Annotated in this window: 24 protein-coding genes; 15 read left to right on the forward strand and 9 right to left on the reverse strand. The window is 72.7% G+C overall.

Translation table 11 applies throughout. The features are described from left to right. Positions 1-163: 163 nt before the first annotated feature. The 4 genes from ACF089_RS26665 (at position 164) to ACF089_RS26680 (ending at position 2,051) form a co-directional block, all read left to right on the forward strand. Positions 164-247, forward strand: coding sequence for a putative leader peptide (locus tag ACF089_RS26665; protein ID WP_350807544.1), 84 nt, complete (start codon positions 164-166; stop codon positions 245-247). A gap of 139 nt (positions 248-386) precedes the next feature. Next, positions 387-1,226 carry a sulfurtransferase gene (locus ACF089_RS26670; protein ID WP_392031421.1) on the forward strand — a complete coding sequence of 280 codons (840 nt, stop codon included), beginning with the start codon at positions 387-389 and terminating at the stop codon, positions 1,224-1,226. A 31-nt stretch (positions 1,227-1,257) separates the two neighbouring features. Further along, complete coding sequence (locus tag ACF089_RS26675; protein ID WP_127832476.1) at positions 1,258-1,545, forward strand: DUF1416 domain-containing protein; 288 nt, start codon at positions 1,258-1,260, stop codon at positions 1,543-1,545. A gap of 230 nt (positions 1,546-1,775) precedes the next feature. Continuing rightward, the gene (locus ACF089_RS26680; protein WP_392031424.1) at positions 1,776-2,051 is read left to right on the forward strand and encodes a DUF3099 domain-containing protein; all 276 of its coding nucleotides are present in this window, start codon (positions 1,776-1,778) and stop codon (positions 2,049-2,051) included. A 142-nt stretch (positions 2,052-2,193) separates the two neighbouring features. Here ACF089_RS26680 and ACF089_RS26685 read toward each other — a convergent pair whose 3' ends face one another. Beyond that, on the reverse strand, positions 2,194-2,556 hold the full coding sequence (locus ACF089_RS26685) for a DsrE family protein (RefSeq protein ID WP_392031426.1): 363 nt from the start codon (positions 2,554-2,556) through the stop codon (positions 2,194-2,196). Between the two features lie 324 nt (positions 2,557-2,880). On the opposite strand from ACF089_RS26685, the gene ACF089_RS26690 reads away from it, so the two are divergent. The 3 genes from ACF089_RS26690 (at position 2,881) to ACF089_RS26700 (ending at position 5,043) form a co-directional block, all read left to right on the forward strand. Next, positions 2,881-3,453 (forward strand): FABP family protein, encoded by a 573-nt coding sequence (locus ACF089_RS26690; RefSeq protein WP_392031428.1) that lies wholly within the window; start codon positions 2,881-2,883, stop codon positions 3,451-3,453. A gap of 168 nt (positions 3,454-3,621) precedes the next feature. Further along, complete coding sequence (locus tag ACF089_RS26695) at positions 3,622-4,059, forward strand: Fur family transcriptional regulator (protein ID WP_392031431.1); 438 nt, start codon at positions 3,622-3,624, stop codon at positions 4,057-4,059. Positions 4,060-4,077: 18 nt separating this feature from the next. Further along, the gene (locus ACF089_RS26700) at positions 4,078-5,043 is read left to right on the forward strand and encodes a YgfZ/GcvT domain-containing protein (RefSeq protein WP_392031879.1); all 966 of its coding nucleotides are present in this window, start codon (positions 4,078-4,080) and stop codon (positions 5,041-5,043) included. Between the two features lie 21 nt (positions 5,044-5,064). Here ACF089_RS26700 and dtd read toward each other — a convergent pair whose 3' ends face one another. Beyond that, on the reverse strand, positions 5,065-5,502 hold the full coding sequence (gene dtd / locus ACF089_RS26705) for a D-aminoacyl-tRNA deacylase (protein WP_392031433.1): 438 nt from the start codon (positions 5,500-5,502) through the stop codon (positions 5,065-5,067). A 116-nt stretch (positions 5,503-5,618) separates the two neighbouring features. Here dtd and ACF089_RS26710 point away from each other — a divergent pair, with 116 nt between their 5' ends. Beyond that, positions 5,619-6,287, forward strand: a complete 669-nt coding sequence (locus tag ACF089_RS26710) for an ABC transporter substrate-binding protein (protein WP_392031436.1) — start codon at positions 5,619-5,621, stop codon at positions 6,285-6,287. A gap of 46 nt (positions 6,288-6,333) precedes the next feature. Then, positions 6,334-7,293 (forward strand): asparaginase, encoded by a 960-nt coding sequence (locus ACF089_RS26715; RefSeq protein ID WP_392031438.1) that lies wholly within the window; start codon positions 6,334-6,336, stop codon positions 7,291-7,293. Between the two features lie 309 nt (positions 7,294-7,602). Here ACF089_RS26715 and ACF089_RS26720 read toward each other — a convergent pair whose 3' ends face one another. Together ACF089_RS26720 and ACF089_RS26725 are read right to left on the reverse strand one after the other, a co-directional pair. After that, the gene (locus tag ACF089_RS26720) at positions 7,603-8,376 is read right to left on the reverse strand and encodes an ABC transporter permease (RefSeq protein ID WP_392031441.1); all 774 of its coding nucleotides are present in this window, start codon (positions 8,374-8,376) and stop codon (positions 7,603-7,605) included. After that, positions 8,369-9,481 carry an ATP-binding cassette domain-containing protein gene (locus ACF089_RS26725; RefSeq protein WP_392031444.1) on the reverse strand — a complete coding sequence of 371 codons (1,113 nt, stop codon included), beginning with the start codon at positions 9,479-9,481 and terminating at the stop codon, positions 8,369-8,371. The genes ACF089_RS26720 and ACF089_RS26725 overlap by 8 nt, the downstream gene beginning before the upstream one ends. A 69-nt stretch (positions 9,482-9,550) precedes the next feature. Here ACF089_RS26725 and ACF089_RS26730 point away from each other — a divergent pair, with 69 nt between their 5' ends. The 3 genes from ACF089_RS26730 to ACF089_RS26740 all read left to right on the forward strand — a co-directional run bounded on the left by ACF089_RS26730 (position 9,551) and on the right by ACF089_RS26740 (position 13,440). Then, positions 9,551-10,315, forward strand: a complete 765-nt coding sequence (locus tag ACF089_RS26730) for a TetR/AcrR family transcriptional regulator (protein WP_392031446.1) — start codon at positions 9,551-9,553, stop codon at positions 10,313-10,315. Positions 10,316-10,472: 157 nt separating this feature from the next. Then, complete coding sequence (locus tag ACF089_RS26735; RefSeq protein WP_392031449.1) at positions 10,473-11,099, forward strand: TetR/AcrR family transcriptional regulator; 627 nt, start codon at positions 10,473-10,475, stop codon at positions 11,097-11,099. Positions 11,100-11,142: 43 nt separating this feature from the next. Next, positions 11,143-13,440, forward strand: coding sequence for a HelD family protein (locus tag ACF089_RS26740; RefSeq protein ID WP_392031452.1), 2,298 nt, complete (start codon positions 11,143-11,145; stop codon positions 13,438-13,440). A 25-nt stretch (positions 13,441-13,465) separates the two neighbouring features. Here ACF089_RS26740 and ACF089_RS26745 read toward each other — a convergent pair whose 3' ends face one another. After that, positions 13,466-14,563 carry a selina-4(15),7(11)-diene synthase gene (locus tag ACF089_RS26745; RefSeq protein WP_392031455.1) on the reverse strand — a complete coding sequence of 366 codons (1,098 nt, stop codon included), beginning with the start codon at positions 14,561-14,563 and terminating at the stop codon, positions 13,466-13,468. Positions 14,564-15,679: 1,116 nt separating this feature from the next. Here ACF089_RS26745 and ACF089_RS26750 point away from each other — a divergent pair. Next, positions 15,680-16,486, forward strand: coding sequence for a calcium-binding protein (locus tag ACF089_RS26750; RefSeq protein WP_392031458.1), 807 nt, complete (start codon positions 15,680-15,682; stop codon positions 16,484-16,486). A 175-nt stretch (positions 16,487-16,661) separates the two neighbouring features. Here the strand turns inward: ACF089_RS26750 and ACF089_RS26755 are convergent, their stop codons facing one another. Further along, entirely contained in the window at positions 16,662-16,937 is a 276-nt protein-coding gene (locus ACF089_RS26755; protein ID WP_392031461.1) for a hypothetical protein, read from the reverse strand. 314 nt (positions 16,938-17,251) lie between these two features. Beyond that, positions 17,252-17,929, reverse strand: coding sequence for a methyltransferase domain-containing protein (locus ACF089_RS26760; RefSeq protein ID WP_392031464.1), 678 nt, complete (start codon positions 17,927-17,929; stop codon positions 17,252-17,254). A 120-nt stretch (positions 17,930-18,049) separates the two neighbouring features. On the opposite strand from ACF089_RS26760, the gene ACF089_RS26765 reads away from it, so the two are divergent. Together ACF089_RS26765 and ACF089_RS26770 are read left to right on the forward strand one after the other, a co-directional pair. Further along, a complete protein-coding gene (locus tag ACF089_RS26765) occupies positions 18,050-18,427 on the forward strand; it encodes a VOC family protein (protein WP_392031467.1) in 378 nt (125 codons plus the stop codon). Between the two features lie 100 nt (positions 18,428-18,527). Further along, complete coding sequence (locus ACF089_RS26770) at positions 18,528-18,803, forward strand: hypothetical protein (protein ID WP_392031470.1); 276 nt, start codon at positions 18,528-18,530, stop codon at positions 18,801-18,803. Between the two features lie 74 nt (positions 18,804-18,877). On the opposite strand, the gene ACF089_RS26775 is transcribed toward ACF089_RS26770, so the two are convergent. Next, positions 18,878-19,480 carry a DNA-binding response regulator gene (locus tag ACF089_RS26775; RefSeq protein ID WP_392031473.1) on the reverse strand — a complete coding sequence of 201 codons (603 nt, stop codon included), beginning with the start codon at positions 19,478-19,480 and terminating at the stop codon, positions 18,878-18,880. Continuing rightward, on the reverse strand, positions 19,477-20,916 hold the full coding sequence (locus ACF089_RS26780; protein ID WP_392031476.1) for a histidine kinase: 1,440 nt from the start codon (positions 20,914-20,916) through the stop codon (positions 19,477-19,479). The genes ACF089_RS26775 and ACF089_RS26780 overlap by 4 nt, the downstream gene beginning before the upstream one ends. Between the last annotated feature and the right edge of the window lie 192 nt (positions 20,917-21,108).

Below are 21,108 nucleotides of genomic sequence, written 5' to 3' on the forward strand. Positions count from 1 at the left end.
GAGACGTGCTTGTCCGAGGGGTAGAAGGCAGGGGAGCGCGAGCCGCCGAAGCGCCCTCCGGCGACCTTGTGCGCCCCTTCTTCGTATTGAATACTGGACGATCGCGTCTCAATATGCGACACACCGGTGACATCGCCCCCGAGTCGTCCCTACGATCGGGCGTATGAAGCAGCGACAGGCGGATCTCACGAAGCGGCGGGCAGTCGACCTGTGCCGCGTCGCCGCCATGCTCTGTCGCGCCGTCTGAGCGGAGCGTTCGCTCCCCGTCCCGTGGCCCTTCGACCTCTGATCAGGGCCGCCCCCCGTGCGGTACTGCCGCCACTGGCGTGTACCCGCGCAGCGTTCTTCGCACCACCCGCCGCACACTGCCCCGGAGGAGAAACAGCATGAGCCGCAGCGACGTCCTGGTCGACGCCGACTGGGTCGAGGCCCACCTCGACGATCCGCAGGTCGCCATTGTCGAGGTCGACGAGGACACCTCGGCCTACGAGAAGAACCACATCAAGAACGCGATCCGGATCGACTGGACCAAGGACCTCCAGGACCCGGTCCGCCGCGACTTCATCGACCAGGAGGGCTTCGAGAAGCTCCTCTCGGCCAAGGGCATCGGGAACGACACCACCGTCGTCCTCTACGGCGGCAACAACAACTGGTTCGCCTCCTACGCGTACTGGTACTTCAAGCTCTACGGCCACGACAACGTCAAGCTCCTCGACGGCGGCCGCAAGAAGTGGGAGCTGGACTCCCGCGACCTGGTCGACGCCGTTCCGTCCCGCCCGGCCACCGAGTACCGGGCCAAGCCGCAGAACCTCGCGATCCGCGCCTTCCGCGACGACGTCGTCGCCGCGATCGGCACGCAGAACCTGGTCGACGTGCGCTCCCCCGACGAGTTCAGCGGCAAGCTGCTCGCCCCGGCGCACCTCCCGCAGGAGCAGTCGCAGCGCCCCGGCCACGTGCCCAGCGCCCGCAACATCCCGTGGTCCAAGAACGCCAACGACGACGGCACCTTCAAGTCGGACGACGCCCTCAAGGCGCTCTACACCGACGAGCAGGTCGATCTGGCGAAGGACACCATCGCCTACTGCCGCATCGGCGAGCGCTCGGCCCTGACCTGGTTCGTCCTGCACGAGCTGCTCGGCGTCGAGAACGTCAAGAACTACGACGGCTCCTGGACCGAGTACGGCTCCCTGGTCGGCGTGCCGATCGAGCTCGGCGCCAACAAGTAACCCTGACCCGCGAGCATTTGGAGAGAGCTGTATGTGTGGAGCGAAGGCGGGCGGCCCCGACGCCTCGACGATCAAGCCCGGTGAGACGACGATCCAGGGACAGGTGACCCGCGACGGCGAGCCCGTCACCGGCTATGTCCGTCTGCTGGACTCCACGGGCGAGTTCACCGCCGAGGTCCCGACCTCGGCGACCGGTCAGTTCCGCTTCTACGCGGCCGAGGGCACCTGGACGCTTCGCGCCCTGGTCCCGGGCGGCACGGCGGACCGTACGGTCGTCGCGCAGACCGGTGGTCTCGCGGAGGTCGCGATCGCGGTCTGAGCGCCGGCACCGCGATCGCGGGTGACCTTCGCGGTCACACCGAAACGGCCGAAGGGCCGCACCCCCGGGGGTTGGACGCCACTGGAATCGGGGTGCGGCCCTTCGGTCGTTCCCGCCCGGCCCTCGCCGCGCGCGGGCATCCGGGGCACCGGGGGCGGTACGGGGGAGGGCCCTGCTCCACGGCCCCCGGCGACGGGCGTGTCGGGGGCGTTCCGCCGTACCCTGGAGGCATGTACGCACGGCGTCGGCGTGCCTATTTCCTGCTGATGGGCGGATGTCTCCTGCTCTTCGTCTCCGCCTGGGCCTTCGTGCGGCTCTGGTCGGTCCCCGCGGCCGTCGCCATGTGCGTGGTCGCCATGGTCATCCCGCCGATCGCGGCGATGGTCGCCAACCGGCGGGGCCCGGACGACCGCTGGTGGGACGACCCGTCCGGGGACCCCGAGTCCGACCGGTGGTGGGACGAGCTGGACGGCCGCCGCAGACCGGGCTCGGGAGACCGCCAGTAGCCCGCCCCGACGCGCCCGGGTGACCACGACGCGCCCGGGCGGTCCGGACCCGCCCGGGCGGTCCCGGCACGCCCTGTGGAGCGCCCGCCGGCGGGTCTCGTCGCGCCCGGGCGGAGGCCGGCGGCCCGGCAGGAGAGGTCCGTCAGTAGACGAGGGCCTGCGCGTCGTCCGCCATGATCTCGCTGACGAAGACCTGCGCCCCCGCGACGCGCACGCCCTCCAGCACATCCCCCTCGCCGATCTCCCGGCGCGCCGCGCACTGGGTGCACAGGGTGATCCGCCCGGCCGCCAGGATCGAATCGATCAGGTCCGGCAGCGGGGCCGCGTGCGGCAGCTCGAACTCGGCGGCCCGGCCCGGCAGCGCGAACCAGGAGGACTCCCCGGTCAGCCAGAGCGACACCTCCACCCCGCTGGCCACGGCGACCGCCGCCACCGTGAAGGCCTGGGAGCAGCGCTCGGGCGCGTCGGCGCCTGCGGTCACCTTGATCACGAGCTTTTTCGCCATGACCGCACTGTAGTGCGCGGCCCCGGCGGCGCGTCCGCGGCCGCCGGCGGGGCGACCTCACCGGGATCGCCGGGCCCCCACCCATTAGGCTGGGCCCCGGACCGGACGTACCGTCCGTCCCGCCCACCGCTCATCCGAGGAGCCCCCCGTGCTTGAGGCATTCTTCGAAGCCCTGCTGGTCCTGGTCTGCATCGGCGTCGGCGCCTTCGCCTTCCTGACCGTGAAGAAGCTGTACCAGGGTCAGCGCTAGCCGTACCGCGCGGACGCCCTCCCACCGCCCGACGGCGCACTCCGCCGACGTCCTACAGATCGCCAGAGCTGATCATGATCGAGATTCCGTCCGACCTGAACCCGGACCTCGTCCCCCTCGTCTTCCTCCTGGGCACATGGGAGGGTGCGGGCGTCTCCGACTTCCCCGGCGCCGAGAAGTGCAACTTCGGCCAGTCCGTGACCTTCAGCCATGACGGCCGGGACTTCCTGGAGTACGTCTCGCACAGCTGGGTCCTCGACGCCGAGGGCAACAAGGTCAGGCCGCTGGAGAGCGAGCACGGCTACTGGCGGATCGACAAGGACCGCAAGGTCGAGGTCGTCATGGTCCGCGACCAGGGCGTCGTGGAGATCTGGTACGGCGAGCTGGCCGACCAGAAGCCCCAGATCGACCTCGTCACCGACGCCGTCGCCCGCACCGCGGCCTCCGGCCCGTACAGCGGCGGCAAGCGGCTCTACGGCTATGTGAAGAGCGATCTGATGTGGGTCGGCGAGAAGTCCACCCCCGATGTGCCGCTGCGGCCGTACATGTCGGCGCATCTGAAGAAGGTCGTCACCGCCGACCAGGTCGAGAACTGGGCCAAGGACCTCGGCGACCTCCCGGACGACGGAATCGCCTTCTTCAAGTAGCCGGCGGCCCCGCGCGAGGCGCGGCGGGGCGACGCGACAACGGACCGGAACCCCGGCGCGGCCCGCCGCCGCCCCCGGGGCCCGGTCCGTTCCGTTTCACGGCCCGCCGCCGCCGCGGAATCCGTTCGCGGCATCGGCCCGCGCCGGTCTCCCGCCTACACTGAGGGCGTGGTGAGCACCGACTGGAAGAGCGATCTGCGGCAGCGCGGCTATCGGCTGACTCCGCAGCGCCAGCTTGTCCTGGAGGCCGTCGACAGGCTGGGGCACGCGGGCCCCGACGATATTCTGCACGAAGTGCGCAAAACCGCCGCCGGCGTCAATATCTCCACGGTCTACCGCACCCTGGAGCTGCTGGAGGAGCTGGGCCTGGTCGCCCACACGCACCTCGGCCACGGCTCCCCCACCTATCAGCTCGCCGACCGGCACCACCACATCCACATGGTCTGCCGGGACTGCACCCGGGTGATCGAGGTCGACGTCGAGATCGCCGCCGCCTTCACCGACAAGCTCCGCGCGGACTTCGGGTTCGACACCGACATGAAGCACTTCGCGATCTTCGGCCGCTGCGGTGACTGCACGGCTGAGGCTTCAACTACCGAGTCGTAGGCTTTCCCCATGGCCACTGTGAAGAGCCCCCTGCTGTCCCTCCCCGGCGCCGTGCCCGCCGAGGGATCCGACGAAGGCGTCGCCGCGCACTACGGCGACCTCTTCCGCGAACAGCGCGCCCTCGCCGACGGCGCCGGGATGGTCGACCTCTCCCACCGGGGCGTCGTCACCGTCACCGGCGACGACCGGCTGAGCTGGCTCCATCTGCTGCTCACCCAGCACATGACCGACCTCCCGGCCGGACGGGCCGCCGAGGCGCTGATCCTCACCGCCAACGGCCACATCGAGCACGCGCTCTATCTGGTCGACGACGGCACCACGGTCTGGGCGCATGTCGAGCCCGGGACCCAGGAGGCGCTGATCGCCTATCTGGAGTCGATGAAGTTCTTCTACCGGGTCGAGGTCGCCGACCGCACCGACGACATCGCGGTGGTCCACCTCCCGGCCGGCTCCATCGCCGACCTCCCGGCCGGAGTCCCCGTACGGGAGACCGCGTACGGCCGCGATCTCTTCCTGCCCCGCGCCGACCTGGAGGCGTACGCCTCCGTCCACGGCCCGCCGGCCGGGATCCTGGCGTACGAGGCGCTGCGCGTCGAGGGCCACCGGCCGCGCGTCGGCTTCGAGACCGACCACCGCACCATCCCGCACGAGCTGGGCTGGATCGGCACCGCCGTCCATCTGGACAAGGGCTGCTACCGGGGCCAGGAGACCGTCGCCCGCGTCCAGAACCTGGGCAAGCCGCCGCGCCGGCTGGTCTTTCTCCACCTGGACGGCAGCGAGGTGCATCTGCCCGGCCCCGGCACCCCGGTGCGGCTCGCGTCGGACGGCGAGGACGGCCGTCAGCTGGGCTTCGTCACCAGCTCCGCCCGCCATCACGAGCTGGGCCCGATCGCCCTCGCGCTGGTGAAGCGGAACGTTCCGCTCGACGCCCGGCTGCTGGCCGGGGAGACGGCGGCGGCCCAGGAGCCCGTGGTCGAGCCGTAGCCCCGGCCGCCCCCGGACCGCCTACAGGTCCAATACCACCGTGAACGGGCCCTGGTTCGTCAGCGAGACCCGCATGCTCGCGCCGAACCGGCCCGTCTCCACCCGCGCCCCCAGCTCCCGCAGCCGCGCGACCACCTCGTCGACCAGCGGCTCGGCCACCGGGCCGGGCGCCGCCGCGTTCCACGTCGGCCGACGGCCCTTCCGGGCGTCCCCGTAGAGAGTGAACTGCGAAATCACCAGCAAGGGCGCATTCACGTCCGAGCAGGACTTCTCACCCTCCAGAATCCGCAGCGACCACAGCTTGCGGGCCAGCCGCTCCGCCTGCTCCGGGGTGTCCTCATGGGTGACCCCCACCAGCACACACAGCCCCTCGCCGACGATCTCGCCGACCGTCTCGGACCCCGAATCGTCCGTCACGACGACGCTCGCGCCGTCGACTCTCTGCACCACCGCACGCATACGGACCAACCTATCCGGGGCTGAACGGGTGCAGAGCACCTGCGTCGGACGGCGGGGGAGTGGCACGATGCACGAAGGCGGGGTGCCGCACCGGTCGAGGGGACGGAATTACGCATATGAGCACATCTGGAACCGGGCAGCCGGCCGGTCCCTTCACCACTTCGGCCCACCCGCCCCCGACGGCCGCCAGAGCCGCCGCCACGGCCACCGTCCACCCCCCGCTCGGCGGACCGCACGCCCTGCGCCCGCCCCAGCAGCGCACCACCATGGACGCCTTCGCCGACCCGCCGCAGTACGATCTGCGCGCGCTGCGCCTGCCCGAACTGCGCACCCTGCGCCGGGACTCCCAGCGCGACGAGGCCGATCTCAGCTATGTACGGCGGCTGCTGCACGGCCGGATCGACATCCTCCGGGCCGAGCTGGCCCGGCGCACCCAGCCGCAGGCCGCCCCCGTCGTGGACCGGCTCGTGGTGGACCGGCTCTCCGAGATCCTCGCCGACGCTCCCTCGCGCCACCGCGCCTCCGCCCGCCATGTCACCCTCTCCACCCCGCACGGCGAGGAGTACCGGCGGCTCGCCTCCGACATGCTCGGCGATGTGGAGCTGTCGGACCTGACCGCCCGGACGGACGAGGAGCTGCACGCCGGAATGGGCCGGCTGATCCGATACGAGCAGCAGGTCTCCCGCCGCCGCCAGCTGCTCCAGCGCACCGCCGACGATTGCAGCGCGGAGATCGCCCGCAGGTACCGTGAGGGAGAAGCCCAAGTAGACGACCTGCTGATCTGAAGCGATCCTTCCGGAAGCGGGTTCCCACCCGCCCTGGAGACCGACCATGACCACCGCAGCCCCCGCCATACCCCCGGTCCTCGCCGACGTCGTACGATCCGGCTTCGTCGAGGGCCACCACCGGGGCTCCCTGGTCGTCCTGGCCGCCGACGGCAGTGTGGAGTTCGCGCTCGGCGACCCCGCCGCCCCCGTCTTCCCGCGCTCCTGCAACAAGCCCTTCCAGGCCGCCGCCGTGCTCCGGGCCGGTCTCGATCTGTCCGGCGAGCGCCTCGCGCTGGCCGCCGCCAGCCACTCCGGCGAGGACTTCCATCTCGACCTCGTCCGCACCATGCTCCACGAGCAGGGCATCGACGCCGATGAGCTGCGGACCCCGCCCGATCTGCCGCTGGACCCGGTCGAGGCCGAGCGCTATCTCGCGGCCGGCCGGACCCGCGACCGGATCACCATGAACTGCTCCGGCAAGCACACCGCGATGCTCGCGGTCTGCGCCCTCAACGGCTGGGACCGCCCCTCCTATCTCGACCCGGCCCACCCCTTGCAGCGGCTGGTCCACGAGGTCGTCGAGGAGGCGGCGGGCGAGCCGGTCGCGGCCGTGGGCGCCGACGGCTGCGGCGCGCCGCTGATGGCGATCAGCCTGACCGGCCTCGCCCGCGCCTTCCGCTCGCTGGTCCTCGCCGAGCCGGGATCGCCCGGCCGGCGGGTCGCGGACGCGATGCGCGCCCACCCCGAATATGTGGCGGGCACCCGCCGCCCCGACACCTGGCTGATGCGCGAGGTCCCGGGGGCGCTCTCCAAGATGGGCGCGGAGGCCGTACAGGCGGTGGCGCTCCCCGACGGCCGGGCCCTCGCGTTCAAGATCGACGACGGCTCGGGCCGGGCGCTCGGCCCGGTGCTGGCCCGCGCGCTGTCGCTGCTCGGGGTCGACTCCCCGGTGGTCTCCCGGATCGGGGACGCGCCGCTGCTCGGCGGGGGCGAGCGGGTCGGGGAGATCCGTCCGGCGTTCTGACCGGTACGGCGCGCTGACCCGGCCGCCCCGGGCCGGTCGTGCCGGGCCGCCCCGGACCCGGCCGCCCGGGACCCGGCCCGGGACCGGTCGCGCCGGGGTCCCAGGAGCGGTCGCGGTGAAGGGCGGCGGGGCGTGGGGATCGGTCGCGGCGGGGACCGGCGGCGGGTCGGGCCGGGTCGCCGCGAGGACCGGCGCCGGGGTCCCAGGAGCGGTCGTCGTGGGCGCCGGCTGCGGGCGGGAAGGCCGGGGAGGCCGGGCGGTGCGGGGCCGGGCGGTGCGGGGCCGGGCGGGTCCGGCGTACGGCCGCGCTCATCGGTTCCGTACCCGGAACAGGGCCGCCGACGCGGCCACCGACACGATGAGGATCCCGCCGCACCAGGCCAGCGCCGTCCACGGGTCGTTCCCCACCGGCTCGGAGAGCAGCAGCCCGCGCAGGGACTCGATCAGCGGGGTCGCCGGCTGGTGCTCCGAGAAGGCGTGCAGCCAGTCGGGCATGGTGTCGATCGGGACGAACGCGCTGCTGGGGTAGGGCAGGAACGACATGAAGAAGGTGAAGCCGCCCGCCGCCTCCGGGCTCCGCGCCAGCAGTCCGACCGCGGTGGAGAGCCAGGAGAGCGCCACCAGGAACGCGGTCAGCAGCCCCACGGCCGCCAGCCACGACGCCGGGGAGGCGGTCGGCCGGAAGCCGATCAGCAGCGCGGCGGCCACCACCAGGGCGGTGGAGAGCAGATTGCGCAGGGTGCTGGCGGCGACATGACCGGCCAGGATCGCCGTACCGCCCACCCCGAGCGAGCGGAAGCGGTCGACGATGCCGGTCTTCATGTCCTCCGACACCCCGATCGCGGTGGTGGCCGCGCCGAAGGCCGCGCACAGCACGAGGATGCCGGGGACGACATAGGTGACATAGGCCGTGCCCGTGTCGATCGCGCCGCCGAAGAAGTAGACGAAGACCACCATCAGCATCAGCGGCAGCGCCATCGAGGTGATGACGGCGTCGACATTGCGGACGCTGATCCGGATCCGGCGGCCGGTCATGGTCGCCATCCGGCCGAACGGACCGAGCGGGGCGAGGGTCTCAGACATGGGCGGGCTCCTGGCCGGTCAGGGTGAGGAAGACGTCGTCGAGAGTGGCCTGCTGGACGGAGAAGCGGAGCACATCGCACCGCTCGGGGTCGGCCCGGTCCAGCAGCGCCCGGATCCCGGCGGCGCTGCCGTCGGTGGGAAGGGCGATGGTCAGGCTGTCGGGGGAGTGCCGGATCTGCCAGGGCCCCTGTGCGGAGCTGTGGCCCGGGCCGTCGGCCCGGGCCGGGATCCCCCCGGCCTCGGGGCCCACCCGGGAGGCGACCCGCAGATAGGCGGCCGTGTCGGCGAGCACGAGGTCCAGACGGTGGCCCGCGACCTTCGCCTTCAGCTCGTCGGCGGTGCCCTGGGCGATCAGCCGCCCGCCGTCGACCAGCGCGATGCGGTCGGCCAGCCGGTCGGCCTCCTCCAGATACTGCGTGGTGAGGAAGACCGTCGCACCGCCCGCCGACAGCTCCCGCACCACGTCCCACAGACCCGCCCGGCTGCGCGGGTCGAGACCGGTCGTCGGCTCGTCGAGGAAGATCACCTCCGGTTCGCCGACCAGCCCGGCGGCGAGATCGAGCCGCCGGCGCATCCCGCCCGAGTAGGTCTCCGCACGGCGGCGGGCGGCCCCGGTCAGATCGAAGCGCTCCAGCAGCTCGCCGGCGCGGCGGCGGGCCGCGGGGCGGGAGAGACCGGAGAGCCGGGCCATCATCCGGAGGTTCTCCTCGGCCGTCTGCTTCTCGTCCACCGCGGCGAACTGCCCGGTCAGGCTGATGAAGCGGCGGACGCGGGCGCGCTCGGCGACCACGTCGTACCCGGCGACGCGCGCCCGGCCGCCGTCCGGGTCGGTCAGGGTGGCGAGGATGCGGACGGTGGTGGTCTTGCCCGCGCCGTTGGGGCCGAGGAGCGCGAAGACCTCGCCGCGCTCGACGCTGAGATCGACGCCGGCCAGGACTTTGACGGGGCCGAAGGACTTGGTGAGGCCGGTGGCCTCGATGGCCGTCGATCCGGCCCGGCCGCCCGCGGGGAGTCCGCGGCGGTGGGGCTGTTGGGGCGTGTGCCGTTCATGGCGCTGGTGCGCGGAGTGCCGCTGATGCATGGCCAACCCTTCTGCGTATGCCATACGCGTTATTGCGTAAGGTTTACGCATTACTAGGATGGGCGTCAAGCCGACGGCCGAAGGCGAGGGGTGATGAAGGACAGCAGTGACGCGGACACGGGCCTGCCCGCCAGCATCGAGGCGGCGTGGGGTCTGCGCGAGCGGCCCTCCAAGGGGCCGCGGCCGGGACTGAGTCTCGACCGCATCGTCGCCGCCGCGGTCGCGGTGGCGGCGGCGGAGGGGCTCGGCGCGGTGTCGATGGGCCGGGTCGCCAAGGAGCTGGGCGTCTCCACCATGTCCCTCTACCGCTATGTCGCGGCCAAGGACGAGCTGTACATCCTGATGCTGGAGGCGGCCGTGGGCCCGCCGCCCGCGCCCCCCGCCCCCGGGACGGGCTGGCGCGAGGCCATGACCGCCTGGGCCCTCGCCCACCGCGCCGCCCTGCGCCGCCATCTCTGGGCCCTGCGCATCCCGGTCTCGGGCCCGCCCGCCACGCCCAACTCGGTGGCCTGGTGGGAGCAGGGGCTCGTCGCCCTGGCGGAGACCGGGCTCGACGAGGGCGAGAAGCTGTACGTGATCATGCTCGTCACCGGTTACGTCCGTGACGAGGCCCTGGTGATGGCGGACGTCGACACCGCGATCGCCTCCACCGGGCTCACCGCCGACGAGGTCATGCGCCGTTACGGCCGCACCCTCCAGCGCCTCGCCGACCCGGCCCGCTACCCCTGTGTCGCCCGGGTCCTCGCCTCCGGCACCCTGCTCGAACCGGGCGAGCCCGACCGCGATTTCGCCTTCGGTCTGCGGGTCCTCCTGGACGGCGTCGAGGCGCTGATCGACCGGACGGCCGCGCGGGGGTGAGGGTGCGCGGGCCGTTCCCCGTTCCCTGTGCGGGGCCCGTTCCCCGCACCCGGACGGTGCCTCGTGCCCGGGCCGTTCCCCGTACCCGGACTGCGCCTCGTGCCCGGGCCGTTCCCCGTGTCCGGGCCGGGGCGGCCCTCCCCGTACGCTCGGCTCCATGAGCGGTGAGACGGGCGGTCTGCGGGAGCGCAAGAAGCGGCAGACATATCAGGCGATCTCCGATGCGGCGATCGCGCTCTTCCTGGCCAGGGGCTTCGACCGGGTCTCCGTCGCCGAGATCGCCGCCGCCGCCGGGATCTCCAAGCCGACCCTGTTCCGCTACTTCCCCGCCAAGGAGGACCTGGTCCTGCACCGGCTGGCGGACCACGAGGACGAGCCCGCCCGCGTGGTGGCCGCCCGGCCGCCGGGGACCTCGCCGCTCGACGCCCTCCTGGCCCACTTCCTCGCGGGCCTCGACCGCCACGACCCGGTGACCGGGGTCAACGACGAGCCGGAGGTGCTCGCCCTCCACCGGCTGCTGTACGGGACCCCCGGCCTCGTCGCCCGGCTGTACGCCTTTCAGGGCCGCTCCGAGCGGGCGCTCGCCGAGGCGCTCGGCGGCGGCGGGGTCCGGGAGCGGCTGGCCGCCGGGCAGATCGTCGCCGTACTGCGGATCCTCGCCGAGGAGAACGCGCGGCGGATCGCGTCGGGCCGGAGCGCCGACCAGGTGCGCCCCGGCGCGGCCGACGCCGCCCGGCTCGCCTTCGGCCAGCTCCGCGACGGGCTGGAGCGGCGAGAATTCTAAAACCCGGTTAAAAATGTAACTCAGTTACGCTAGCGTCGCCGCCATGACCGATCTGAGCCATGCCCTGAACCGGGAGCGCGCGCACCACGAAGCCTGCCGCGCGGCCCTGTCCCGAATGGCGGAGGACGCCGTGCGCGATGTCCGCACCGGGGAGAACGCCTTCGCGTCCGGAGCCGACGCCGAAGTCCTCGGCCGCCATCTTCGCGGCCGCGCCGAGGAATTGCGGGAGGAGCCCGACGGTCCTCTCTTCTTCGGCCGGCTCGACTTCGCCCACGACGACAGCGCGGGCGACCACCGCGCGCAGAGCTACCACATCGGCCGCCGCCGAATCGCCGAAAACCCCCTGAAACCACCCCTGGTCATCGACTGGCGCGCCCCTGTCGCCCGCGCCTTCTACCAGGCGAGCGCCCGCGATCCCCAGGGAGTCGCGGTCCGCCGCCGCTTCGGCTGGGCCCCCTTCGGCTCCGGTGAGCCGGCCGATCTCACGGGTCTGGAGGACGAGCGTCTGGGCGGCGCGGGGACGACTCTCCGGGACGGGCCCGCTTCTTCGGCCGGGTCCGCCTCGCCGGACGAGCCCGCCGGGTCCGCCGAGCCCGCCGGGTCCGCCGAGCCTGCCGAGCCTGCCGAGCCTGCCGGACCCGCCCGGCCCGCCGGGTCCACGGGGTCAGCCGGAGCCCTCGGCACCCTCGGCACCCTCGTCGCCGAGGAGATCGAGCGCCCGCGCCTCGGCCCCATGCGCGACATCGCCGCCACCATCCAGCCCGAACAGGACGACCTCGTACGCTCCCCCCTCGCCCAGTCCCTCTGCGTCCAGGGCGCGCCCGGCACCGGGAAGACCGCCGTCGGTCTGCACCGCGCCGCCTACCTCCTCTACACCCACCCCCGGCGCGTCCAGCGCTCCGGACTGCTGGTCCTCGGCCCGAACCGCGCGTTCCTCTCGTACATCGCCGAAGTCCTGCCCTCCCTCGGCGAGAGCGGCGTCCGGCAGTCCACCGTCGACGACGAGATCGCCCGCCACGAGGTGCGCGCCCGGGACAGCCCCGCCGCCGAGGCCGTCAAACACGACGCGCGCATGGCCGGGGTGCTCCACCGGGCGCTGTACGCGCGCGTGGTGCCGCCCGCCGACGGGATCACCGTCCCCGACGGCTCCTACCGCTGGCGGGTCCCCCGGGAGGAGCTGGACCGCGTCGTCGCCGAGGTGCGCGCCGAGACGCCCCCGTACGCCGTCGGTCGCGAACGCGTCCGCAGCCGCGCCGTCCGGGCGGTGCGGCTGACGGCCGAGCGACGGGCCGGGCCGAGGGGCGGGGCCTGGGAGCAGCGGATCGGGCGCTCCCGTCCGGTCGCCGCCTTCGTCGACGCGGTCTGGCCCGGCGTCCGGCCCGAGGAGGTGCTCGCCGCCCTGCTCGCCGACCCGGCCGACGAGGCGCTCCGCCCCGGCGAACGGGAGGCGATCCGCTGGGCCCGGCCGCCGCGCTCGTACCGCGCCGCGCGGTGGAGCGCGGCCGATCTGGTGCTGCTGGACGAGATCGCGGGGCTGATCGAACGGCCGGAGGGCTTCGGCCATGTCGTGGTGGACGAGGCCCAGGACCTGTCGCCGATGCAGTGCCGCGCGATCGCCCGGCGCGCCGGGTTCGGCTCGCTGACCGTCCTCGGCGACCTCGCCCAGGGCACCACCCCGTGGGCCGCCCGCAGCTGGCCCGAGCAACTCGCCCACCTGGGGCGGAAGGACGCCGCCGTGATCCCGCTGACCACCGGGTTCCGGGTGCCGGCCGTGATCGTCGAGCTGGCCAACCGGCTGATCGGCGGGCTCGGCGTCGAGGTGCCCGAGGCCCGGTCCCTGAGGGCCGGCGGCGAGCTGACGATCCGCCGCGTGGACGATCTCGTCGCGGCGACGGTCGACGCGGTGCGGTCCGCGCTCTCCCGCGACGGCTCGGTCGGGGTCGTCGCCGACGGGCCCGAGGTGCCCCGGCTGCGTACGGCGCTGGCCGCCGAGGGCATCGGGACGGCCGACGTCACCGGGCCGAACGGGCCCGGGGCGGCCCGGGTGACGGTCCTGCCCGCGACCCTCGCCAAGGGACTGGAGTACGAGCATGTCGTCGTGGTGGAGCCCGCCGCGATCGCGGGCGCCGAACCGCGCGGTCCGCACCGGCTGTACGTGGTCCTCACCCGCGCGGTCTCCCGTCTGGACGTCCTGCACCGCCGCCCGCTGCCGGCCGCACTGACGGACCCCGGCCCGGGTCCTGGCCCCGGTCCCGGTCCCGGCTCCCGCCCCGGTCCTGCTCCCGGCCCGGGCCCTGCTCCCGGTCCCGGCTCCCGCCCCGGTCCTGGATTCGGCCGGTGACCGGGGCCGGTGGTCGGTACGCGGGTCAGGCCGGGGCCGCCTCCCGGAGGAGAGGCACGGCCGGCGCGCCCTCGGCCAGCGGAAGGCCCCACCACCAGGCGACGACCGGGATGTCCAGCGGTACGTCCCGGTCGTCGGTGGGCGTGTCGCTGAAGGAGCTGGGCAGCTGGGCCGGGTCGTGCGGGGTGGTGTAGCGCAGAGAGCTGATGCCCCAGTCCTGCGCGCCTCTGATGAAGTGGGCCAGGCTGGTGAGATAGCGGCGCAGCTGGGGGCTCGCGGTCGCCATGAGCGAGTCGTTGAGCCGCAGATACCGGCACATCACCCGGTCGCGCTGGGCCACGGCGGTGGCGAGCGCCTGGCCCGGGCCCAGTCCGTGGTGGTGCTCCAGCACCCGGATCACATTGAGCCAGTAGCCCGGGCCGCGGCTCTCCTTGTGGTGGGACAGGAGGTCGTTGTCCCAGGTGATGATGAAGGACGCCATCTCGGCGGCGGCGCGGGTGGCGGGGCTGTCGCGCTCATGGGGCTGGAGTTCGTAGCCGTGGGCCATCTCCAGCAGCGGGAGGACGACGGTGGTGGCCCCGTCGTAGAGCCGCATGAGCGTGTAGTCGTTCAGGTCGGGCACGGTGCCGGCGCGGCGGTGGTCGGCCTCCCACGCGACGGAGAAGAAGTACTCGCGCAGCGCGTCGACCCAGCGGGCGGTCTGGCCGTGGGTGCCGTATCGGGAGACGCGGGCGCGCAGATCGCGGAGTCCGACGGCGAGCGGGTCGTGGGCGAGCAGCGGCGTCTCGGGGTTCTGCGCGATGCGCAGCAGCCGGTGCAGTACGGCGATCAGCTCGCCGGGGCGGTGCCCGAGGTCGCTCTCCTCGCAGTAGCCGTCGTCCACGCCGAAGAGCCAGAGGACGAAGTCGGAGAGCAGGGAGACGACCTCGTCGCGGCCCTCGGGGAGGATCATGGCCGAGAAGGTGCCTATGTCATGGCGGACGAGCCGGGCGCGGAGTTCGTCGGTGCCGATGCCGATGGTCTCGGCCCAGGCGGAGGTCTGGGCGTCGATGGCGGCGTGCCGGGGATGGATGGCGGGGGGTATCGGGGAGAAGATCGGCGGAACGGTCAGCTCGGGCCCCACCTTCGGCCACCTCTCTGCTGGACCGGATCCGGTCTGCGGGTCCGGTCTGCGAAACCTTCTTCGGAACCTTGTTCGGAACCTTCTGCGGAACCTTCTTCGGGGCGGCGGTCCGCCGGCGCGCCCGGCGGAGGGCGCTGTGCGGTCCGCTCTCGTGCGGTCGGGTCGTCGGCTGCCGGGGCGTCGGGGCGTCGGGGCGGTGGGGCGTGGGGTGTCGGGCGTTGTTCGGCCGGTCGGCCGTCGCCGCTCGGTGAAGGACTCTGGTGTGAAGGCCGGTGGTGGAGAGGCGGCGTCCGGACTGCCCCCGGGAGAGGACGATTTGCGGAACGCGCTGTGCGAAATGGTTCTCGGCGGTGCCTCTTTCGGGCCGGGTGACACCCTGCGACTGATCAACTACGGCGCATCGTACTCACCGGTCACACGGCTTCCAACAGGCCCTTTACGCCACCTCGGACCCCCTGCGCACCTCCCGTGCCGGGGTCGCCGTGCCGTCCGGAGCCCGGCCCCGGAGCGTGGCGGTGCTCTCGAACGCAACGGTTCTGAACGGAGATTCCCTGATGGCGGGGGATCGGTCCGCGGGGCCGGAGGGCGACACGCCGAAGCGGCGCTCGCGGGCCCGGGACGGCCGGCCGGTCGGCGCGGCACGGTTCCGGAGGAGCGGGTTCCCCGGAGAGCCGAACCGGCAAATCATCCGATACGGCCGGGGATCGGCGGCGTCGGCGGCCGTCCGGACCGCCTTCCCGGCGCCGATTCCCCGCGTGTCGACCTCGCGCCGGGCCGCCGCGAGCCCCTGGCGTGGCTGGAAGTGTTCGCTCTGATGTTCAGAGAGTTGCGGGCAGGTCTGGATTCCCTCCCGAGGCGGGTCCGGCGGGCGGTCCGCCGCCCATCACACGGTGATGGAAGAGGGCTTTCGGGCGGCGGCCGTTGCCCTCCGGGGCCTCTGTCCGGTTATCACTCATAGAATCTTCATAATGTGATGCAACCATTCACTCATCCCCCCTGTCTGGACGTTATGAGTCAGCAGACTCATAGACCTCCGGGCACCCAGAGGGCGCGTGTGTCGCGTCTCGGAGCCCCCTCTGAACTGGGAAAAATATGCGCATTCGTGCATCTGTCGCCGTGGTAACCGGCGCTCTGGCGCTCACTTCTCTGACCGCTCCCGCCGCTCAGGCAGATGACAGCCCCTCCGCGGCGGCCGCTCGTTCGGCGTCCGCCGCCAATGGCGCGAAGGGCGCGAACGATGTCCAGCTCGGCGACACCAAGATCTCCAAAGTCGTGATCAACGGCGGCAAGCCCGTCGTGGCCGCGACCGCCGACAAGACGATCAAGGTCTCCTTCACCGCCAGCGACAAGTCCGGCATCGAGAGCGCGGACGCCTTCCTCTGGCACGGCACGGAAGCCAACACCGACGGCTTCATCGGCGCCGTGGAGGACTCCGCCAAGTGCGGCAAGGGCACCACGCCGACCTGCACGCTGACCTTCGTCATCGAGCCCTGGTGGAATCTCAGCAAGAACTCGCTGGGCACCAACTGGAAGGTCGACGCCACCGCGTTCGGCAACGACGGCGACTTCACCATGCGGGACAACGTGAAGTCCTTCAACATCCTGCGCGCGGCCAAGCTCACCGTGAACGCCACGCCCGAGCCCGTGAAGAAGGGCAAGACCCTCACCGTCACCGGCGCCCTGACCCGGATCAACTGGGAGACGGAGAAGTACGCGGGCTACACCGTCCAGCCGGTGAAGCTCCAGTTCCGCAAGAAGGGCGCCAAGACCTACTCGACCCTCAAGACCGTGAAGACGGACAAGAAGGGCAATCTGAAGACCACGGTGAAGGCGACCGTCGACGGCGACTACCGCTACAGCTTCGCCGGCACCAACACCACCCAGGCCGTGGACTCCGGCGCCGACGCCATCGACGTCCGCTAGGTCCTTCGGGCCTCATCGGTCACACCCGCGCACGGAAGCGCCCGGGTCGCACACGGCAGTGCCCCGGCCCGTCGGGCCGGGGCACTGTGCCGCCGGGGCCGCCCGGCGCCGGGGGCCGCGCGGGGGCGCGGCCGGCCGGGCGGACCCGTACCTCGGGGAGCCGGGGGCTCCCGCACTACTTCTTGAACAGGGTCCCGTCGAACCGGGCCCAGTCGTACATCTGGTGCACGGCCTGGCCGAAGATCGGAATGCTGATGTGCTCGAAGACGTCCTCGAGGAGATCGATGTCACCGGTGGAGATCAGCGGCCCGTTGATGTTGATGAGTCCGCCGGACAGGGCGCCTGCGCGGGGCTCCTGCTCCTGAGCGTGCGCGGTACCGCCCGACATCGCCAGGGCGATGCCCGTGGCCACCGAGACCGCCAACCCCGCACTGCGTACGCGACGCTTCATTAGCTCTCCGATTCTGAGAATCCCAGGGTGTCCGGATCAGCCCAGCGCCAACCGCCCGTCGAGACGGGTGAGTTGAGGGTGTTGCCACTGGGGCTGAAGTTCCGTCAGCTTCCCATCGGGTCAAGGGCAAGTAAAGCGCCTGACAACAGGTTAATGATCATCGGCTGATTCTCGACCCGACGGCCTTCCGGCCTTGCTCCGCGTGGGATTGACGAGACGTCAGCGACGGCTCAGGATCTCGGTGATCCGGGTGAGACCGTCGCTCCCGCGGCCCCTTCCCGCGGCTCGGCGGGCCATGCCCTCGGCCGCGCGCATCACCCCCGCGCCGCCTCCTCGGGTCTGCGGGCGAGGAGGAACGCCTGCCTGCCCTGCGTGGCCCTCTCGCTCTCGTACGGCTCGCGGACCGTCCGGGCGGTCAGCACCAGGCCCGCCCCGCGCAGCAGCTCGGCGACGCGGCCGGGATCCGTCCAGTAGACGTCGAGCGAGAGTTCATGCCCGTACGCCCGGTCCAGCCGCCGGTGCAGATCCCCGGCCTTGAACGCCAGGAGCAGCCGCCCGCCCGGGGCCAGCACCCGGTGGAACTCGGCGAACACGCCCGGCAGCAGCTCCGGCGGGGTGTGGACGGTGGCGTACCAGGCGACGATCCCGCCGAGGGAGCCCGCCTCCAGATCGAGTCCGGTCATCGAGCCCTCCTCGAACCGGATCCCCGGGTGCGTCCGGCGGGCGACCTCCACCATCCCGGGCGACAGATCGACGCCGAACGCGTCCACGCCGAGCGCCCGCAGAAGGGCGGTGACGCGCCCGGCGCCGCAGCCGACATCGGCGACCGGTCCGGCCCCCGGCGTCCGGACGAGTTCGGAGAACGCGGTGAGCATCGCCCGGTCCAGCGGCTTGTCGTCCAACTCGCCCCGGGCGAGCCGCTCGTAGTCCACGGCGACGGTGTCGTAGGCCGCCCGGGTGGCGTTCACATGATCGGCTTCGGAAGTGGTCATGACCGCCGACCGTATCCCCGTCCCTGCCCCGGCCCCCCTCGATTCCGGCCGGTTCTTCGGATGTCGGAAGCCGGCCCTAGGGTGGTCGTCACACAGGTCCGCCGACCGGTTGGAGGCTCCATGTCCCTGCGGATGACCCTGAGCGCGGTAAACCTCGACTGCCCCGATCCGACGGCCCTGGCCGCGTTCTACCAGCGGGCCACCGGGCTGGAGCCCGATCCGAAGTCGACCGCCGAATTCGCCGGACTCCGCCGTTCGGACGGCTTCTACATCGGCTTTCAGCGAGTCGCCGGCCACCGGCCGCCGACCTGGCCCGACCCGGACGTTCCCCAGCAGCTCCACCTCTGCTTCGACGTCGTGGGCGCGGACCTCGACGAGGCCGAGGCCCGGCTGCTGGAGCTGGGCGCGGGCAGACCGGACCACCAGCCGAACGAGGACCGCTGGCGGGTCCTCACCGATCCGGCCGGGCACCCCTTCTGCATCATCGCCAGAGGCTGACCGGGAGCGGTCCGGGTATCACGCGCGCGATGCCGGACCCGGCGCGCTCTCCTGGAAGACTTCGACCGTGCCCACGTGGATAACCCCGCGCCGGTTAGGCGTGACCGCCGTCCTGTACGCCGTCTTCGTCGGCGGCTGGTTTCTCGGCCAGCCCCTTCACCAGGTCGGCTGTGAGCCCTCCGGGCCGCCGACCGCGGCCGCGCGGCCGGTGACGATCGCGGAACCCGGCGATGTCACCGACGACTTCTCCCGGATGGCGGTGCAGGTCACGACCATCGCCGACTACGAGATCATCCCCGCCGACGCGGTCGTCGCGTGCGACCTGTGGACGCCCCGCCCCCGTCTGGTGGCCTGGGTGATCGGCGACTGGCGCTGACCGGCTGACCGAACGGCCGGCTGACCGACTGGCCGCGCCGGGACCCGCGCCGCCGCCTTCGGGCCCGTACCCCGCTACAGCCAGTCGTGTTCGCGTGCGTAGCGCGCGGCCTCGTGCCGGGTCCGGGTCTGGGTTTTCCGCATGGCGTGCGAGAGATAGTTGCGTACGGTGCCCTCCGCCAGCCGGAGGCGGGCGGCGATCTCGGCGGCGGAGTACCCGTCGCCGGTGACGCGCAGGACGTCGATCTCGCGGTCGGTGAGCGGGCAGTCGTCGACGACCGCGAGCGCGGAGACGTCCGGGTCGATCCAGCGCCTGCCCTCGTGGAGGGTGTTGATCACCCAGGTGATGTGCGACGGCTCCGCCGACTTGGTGACGAATCCCTGGACGCCGAGTTTCAGCGCCTTGCGGAGCACTCCGGGCCTGGCGTGCCGGGTCAGCATCAGGACCACCTGGTCAGGGCGGGTACGGCGGATCTCCGCGACGGCGCCGAGCCCGTCCACCCCGGGCATCTCCAGATCGATGACGAGCACGTCGGGCCGGTGCCGCAGGGTCGCCCGGACGGCCGACTCGCCGTCGTGCGCCTCGGCGAGCACGGTGATCTCGCCCTCCAGGGTCAGCAGGGACGCCAGCGCCTTACGGAGCAGCGCCTCGTCGTCGGCGAGCACCACGGTGGTCATGGGCCGTCCTCCCGTGCGGCGGAACGCGATCTCGCGGAGGCCGCGCTCAGGGGGCGGGGCGCGGTCCCCGGGCGGGGCCCTGGCGAGCGGGGTCCGGGCGAGGGGGCCTCCTTCGCGGGGGCCTCCGCCGGGCCGGGCTCCGCCGAGGGGCGGGCCGCCGGGCGGGTCTCCGGTGAACGGGGTTCCGCCGGGCGGGGTTCCGGTGAACGAGATTCCGCCGGGCGGGCCTTCGGTGAACGAGGTTCCGCCGGGCGGGCCTCCGGCGGGCGCGGCGTCGTGGCGTCGCGCGGGCCGGGGAAGGACGCGGCCGTGAGAAAGCGCCCGTCCCGCTGCTCCACGGTCAGCTCGCCCCCCTCGTCGCCCACCCGCTCCCCGAGGGCCGCCAGCCCGCCGAGCGCCGGAAGGGGAGTCTCGGGCGCGCCGTCGTTGACGATGGAGATGCCCGAGTCCGAGAGCGTGATCCGCACCCGCGTGGCCCGCGCGTGGCGCAGGATGTTGGTCGTCGTCTCGCGCAGGACCTGGCCGAGCAGCGCCTTGACCCTCTCGTCGGCACCGGCACCGGCACCGGCACCGGCGCCCGTCCCGGACTCGCGGTTGACGCGTACACGGATCCCCGCGGCCTCGAAGAGGTTCCTCGCGTTCTCCAGCTCCACGGCGAGATTGAGCCGCCGCTGCGCGTGGGCCAGCTCCCTGGTCTCCGTGATGGTGTCGCCGACCAGGGCGTACACCTCCCGCAGCTCCCGCTCCGCGCGCTCCACATCGGTGCGCATCAGCTTCTCGGCCAGCATGATCTTCAGTTTCACCACATGCAGGGTGTGCCCCTGGATGTCGTGCAGATCCCCGGCGAACCGGATCCGCTCCCGGACGACGGCCAGCTCCGCCTCGCGTTCCCGCGCCTGCTCCATGAACGCGTAGAACAGCCGGTTGGCGAACATCAGCCCGGTCGCCACCACGGTGATGCCCGCCGGGATGAAGACGTACTGGATCAGCACGCCGGGCACATCGTCCGGGGACTCCAGCAGCTTCGCCGCGCCCACCGCGCCGACGAACGCGGTGAGCCCCAGAGCCGCCGCGCGCCGGTGGCGGGTCAGCCGGGGGACGAGATAGGGGCCCACGATCGTGATGCCGTAGTACGCGGTGTGACTGTCGGCCACCAGCACGCCGAACGGCCACACGGCCGCGGTGACGATCAGGCAGGGGAGCGCCACCCTGGAGGTGTCGCCCGCGGTCCACCGCTCGACGACCACCAGGGCCGCCAGTACGCCCACGGCCAGCACGACGGCTTCCCACCAGGTCCGCGCGTCGACCGCCACCAGCAGCGCCCCGACCGCCGCGAGCGGCGGGACGATCATGGTGAGGTTGAGTCTGCGCAGCCGTTCCTCCGTCGTCCTGATGTCCTCGGGCATCTCGTACGCGGTCGGCGGGGCGGGGCTCATCGGCCGTCTCCCGGCCGCCGCGCGGGGGCCGGCGGAGCGCTCGGCGCGGCGGGGGTCGCGGTGATTCCGGTCGGCCCCTGACTGTTCTCGGACCAGGGCTCCATTCAGCCAGGGTAGAGACCGAGGCGCTCCGCGTCATACGACGGCCGTTTCCCGGGCCGCCCCGGGGCTCCTCTCCCGACGAATGTCATG

The organism is Streptomyces sp. NPDC014894 (assembly GCF_043080985.1).
In the GTDB taxonomy this organism is placed as follows: domain Bacteria; phylum Actinomycetota; class Actinomycetes; order Streptomycetales; family Streptomycetaceae; genus Streptomyces.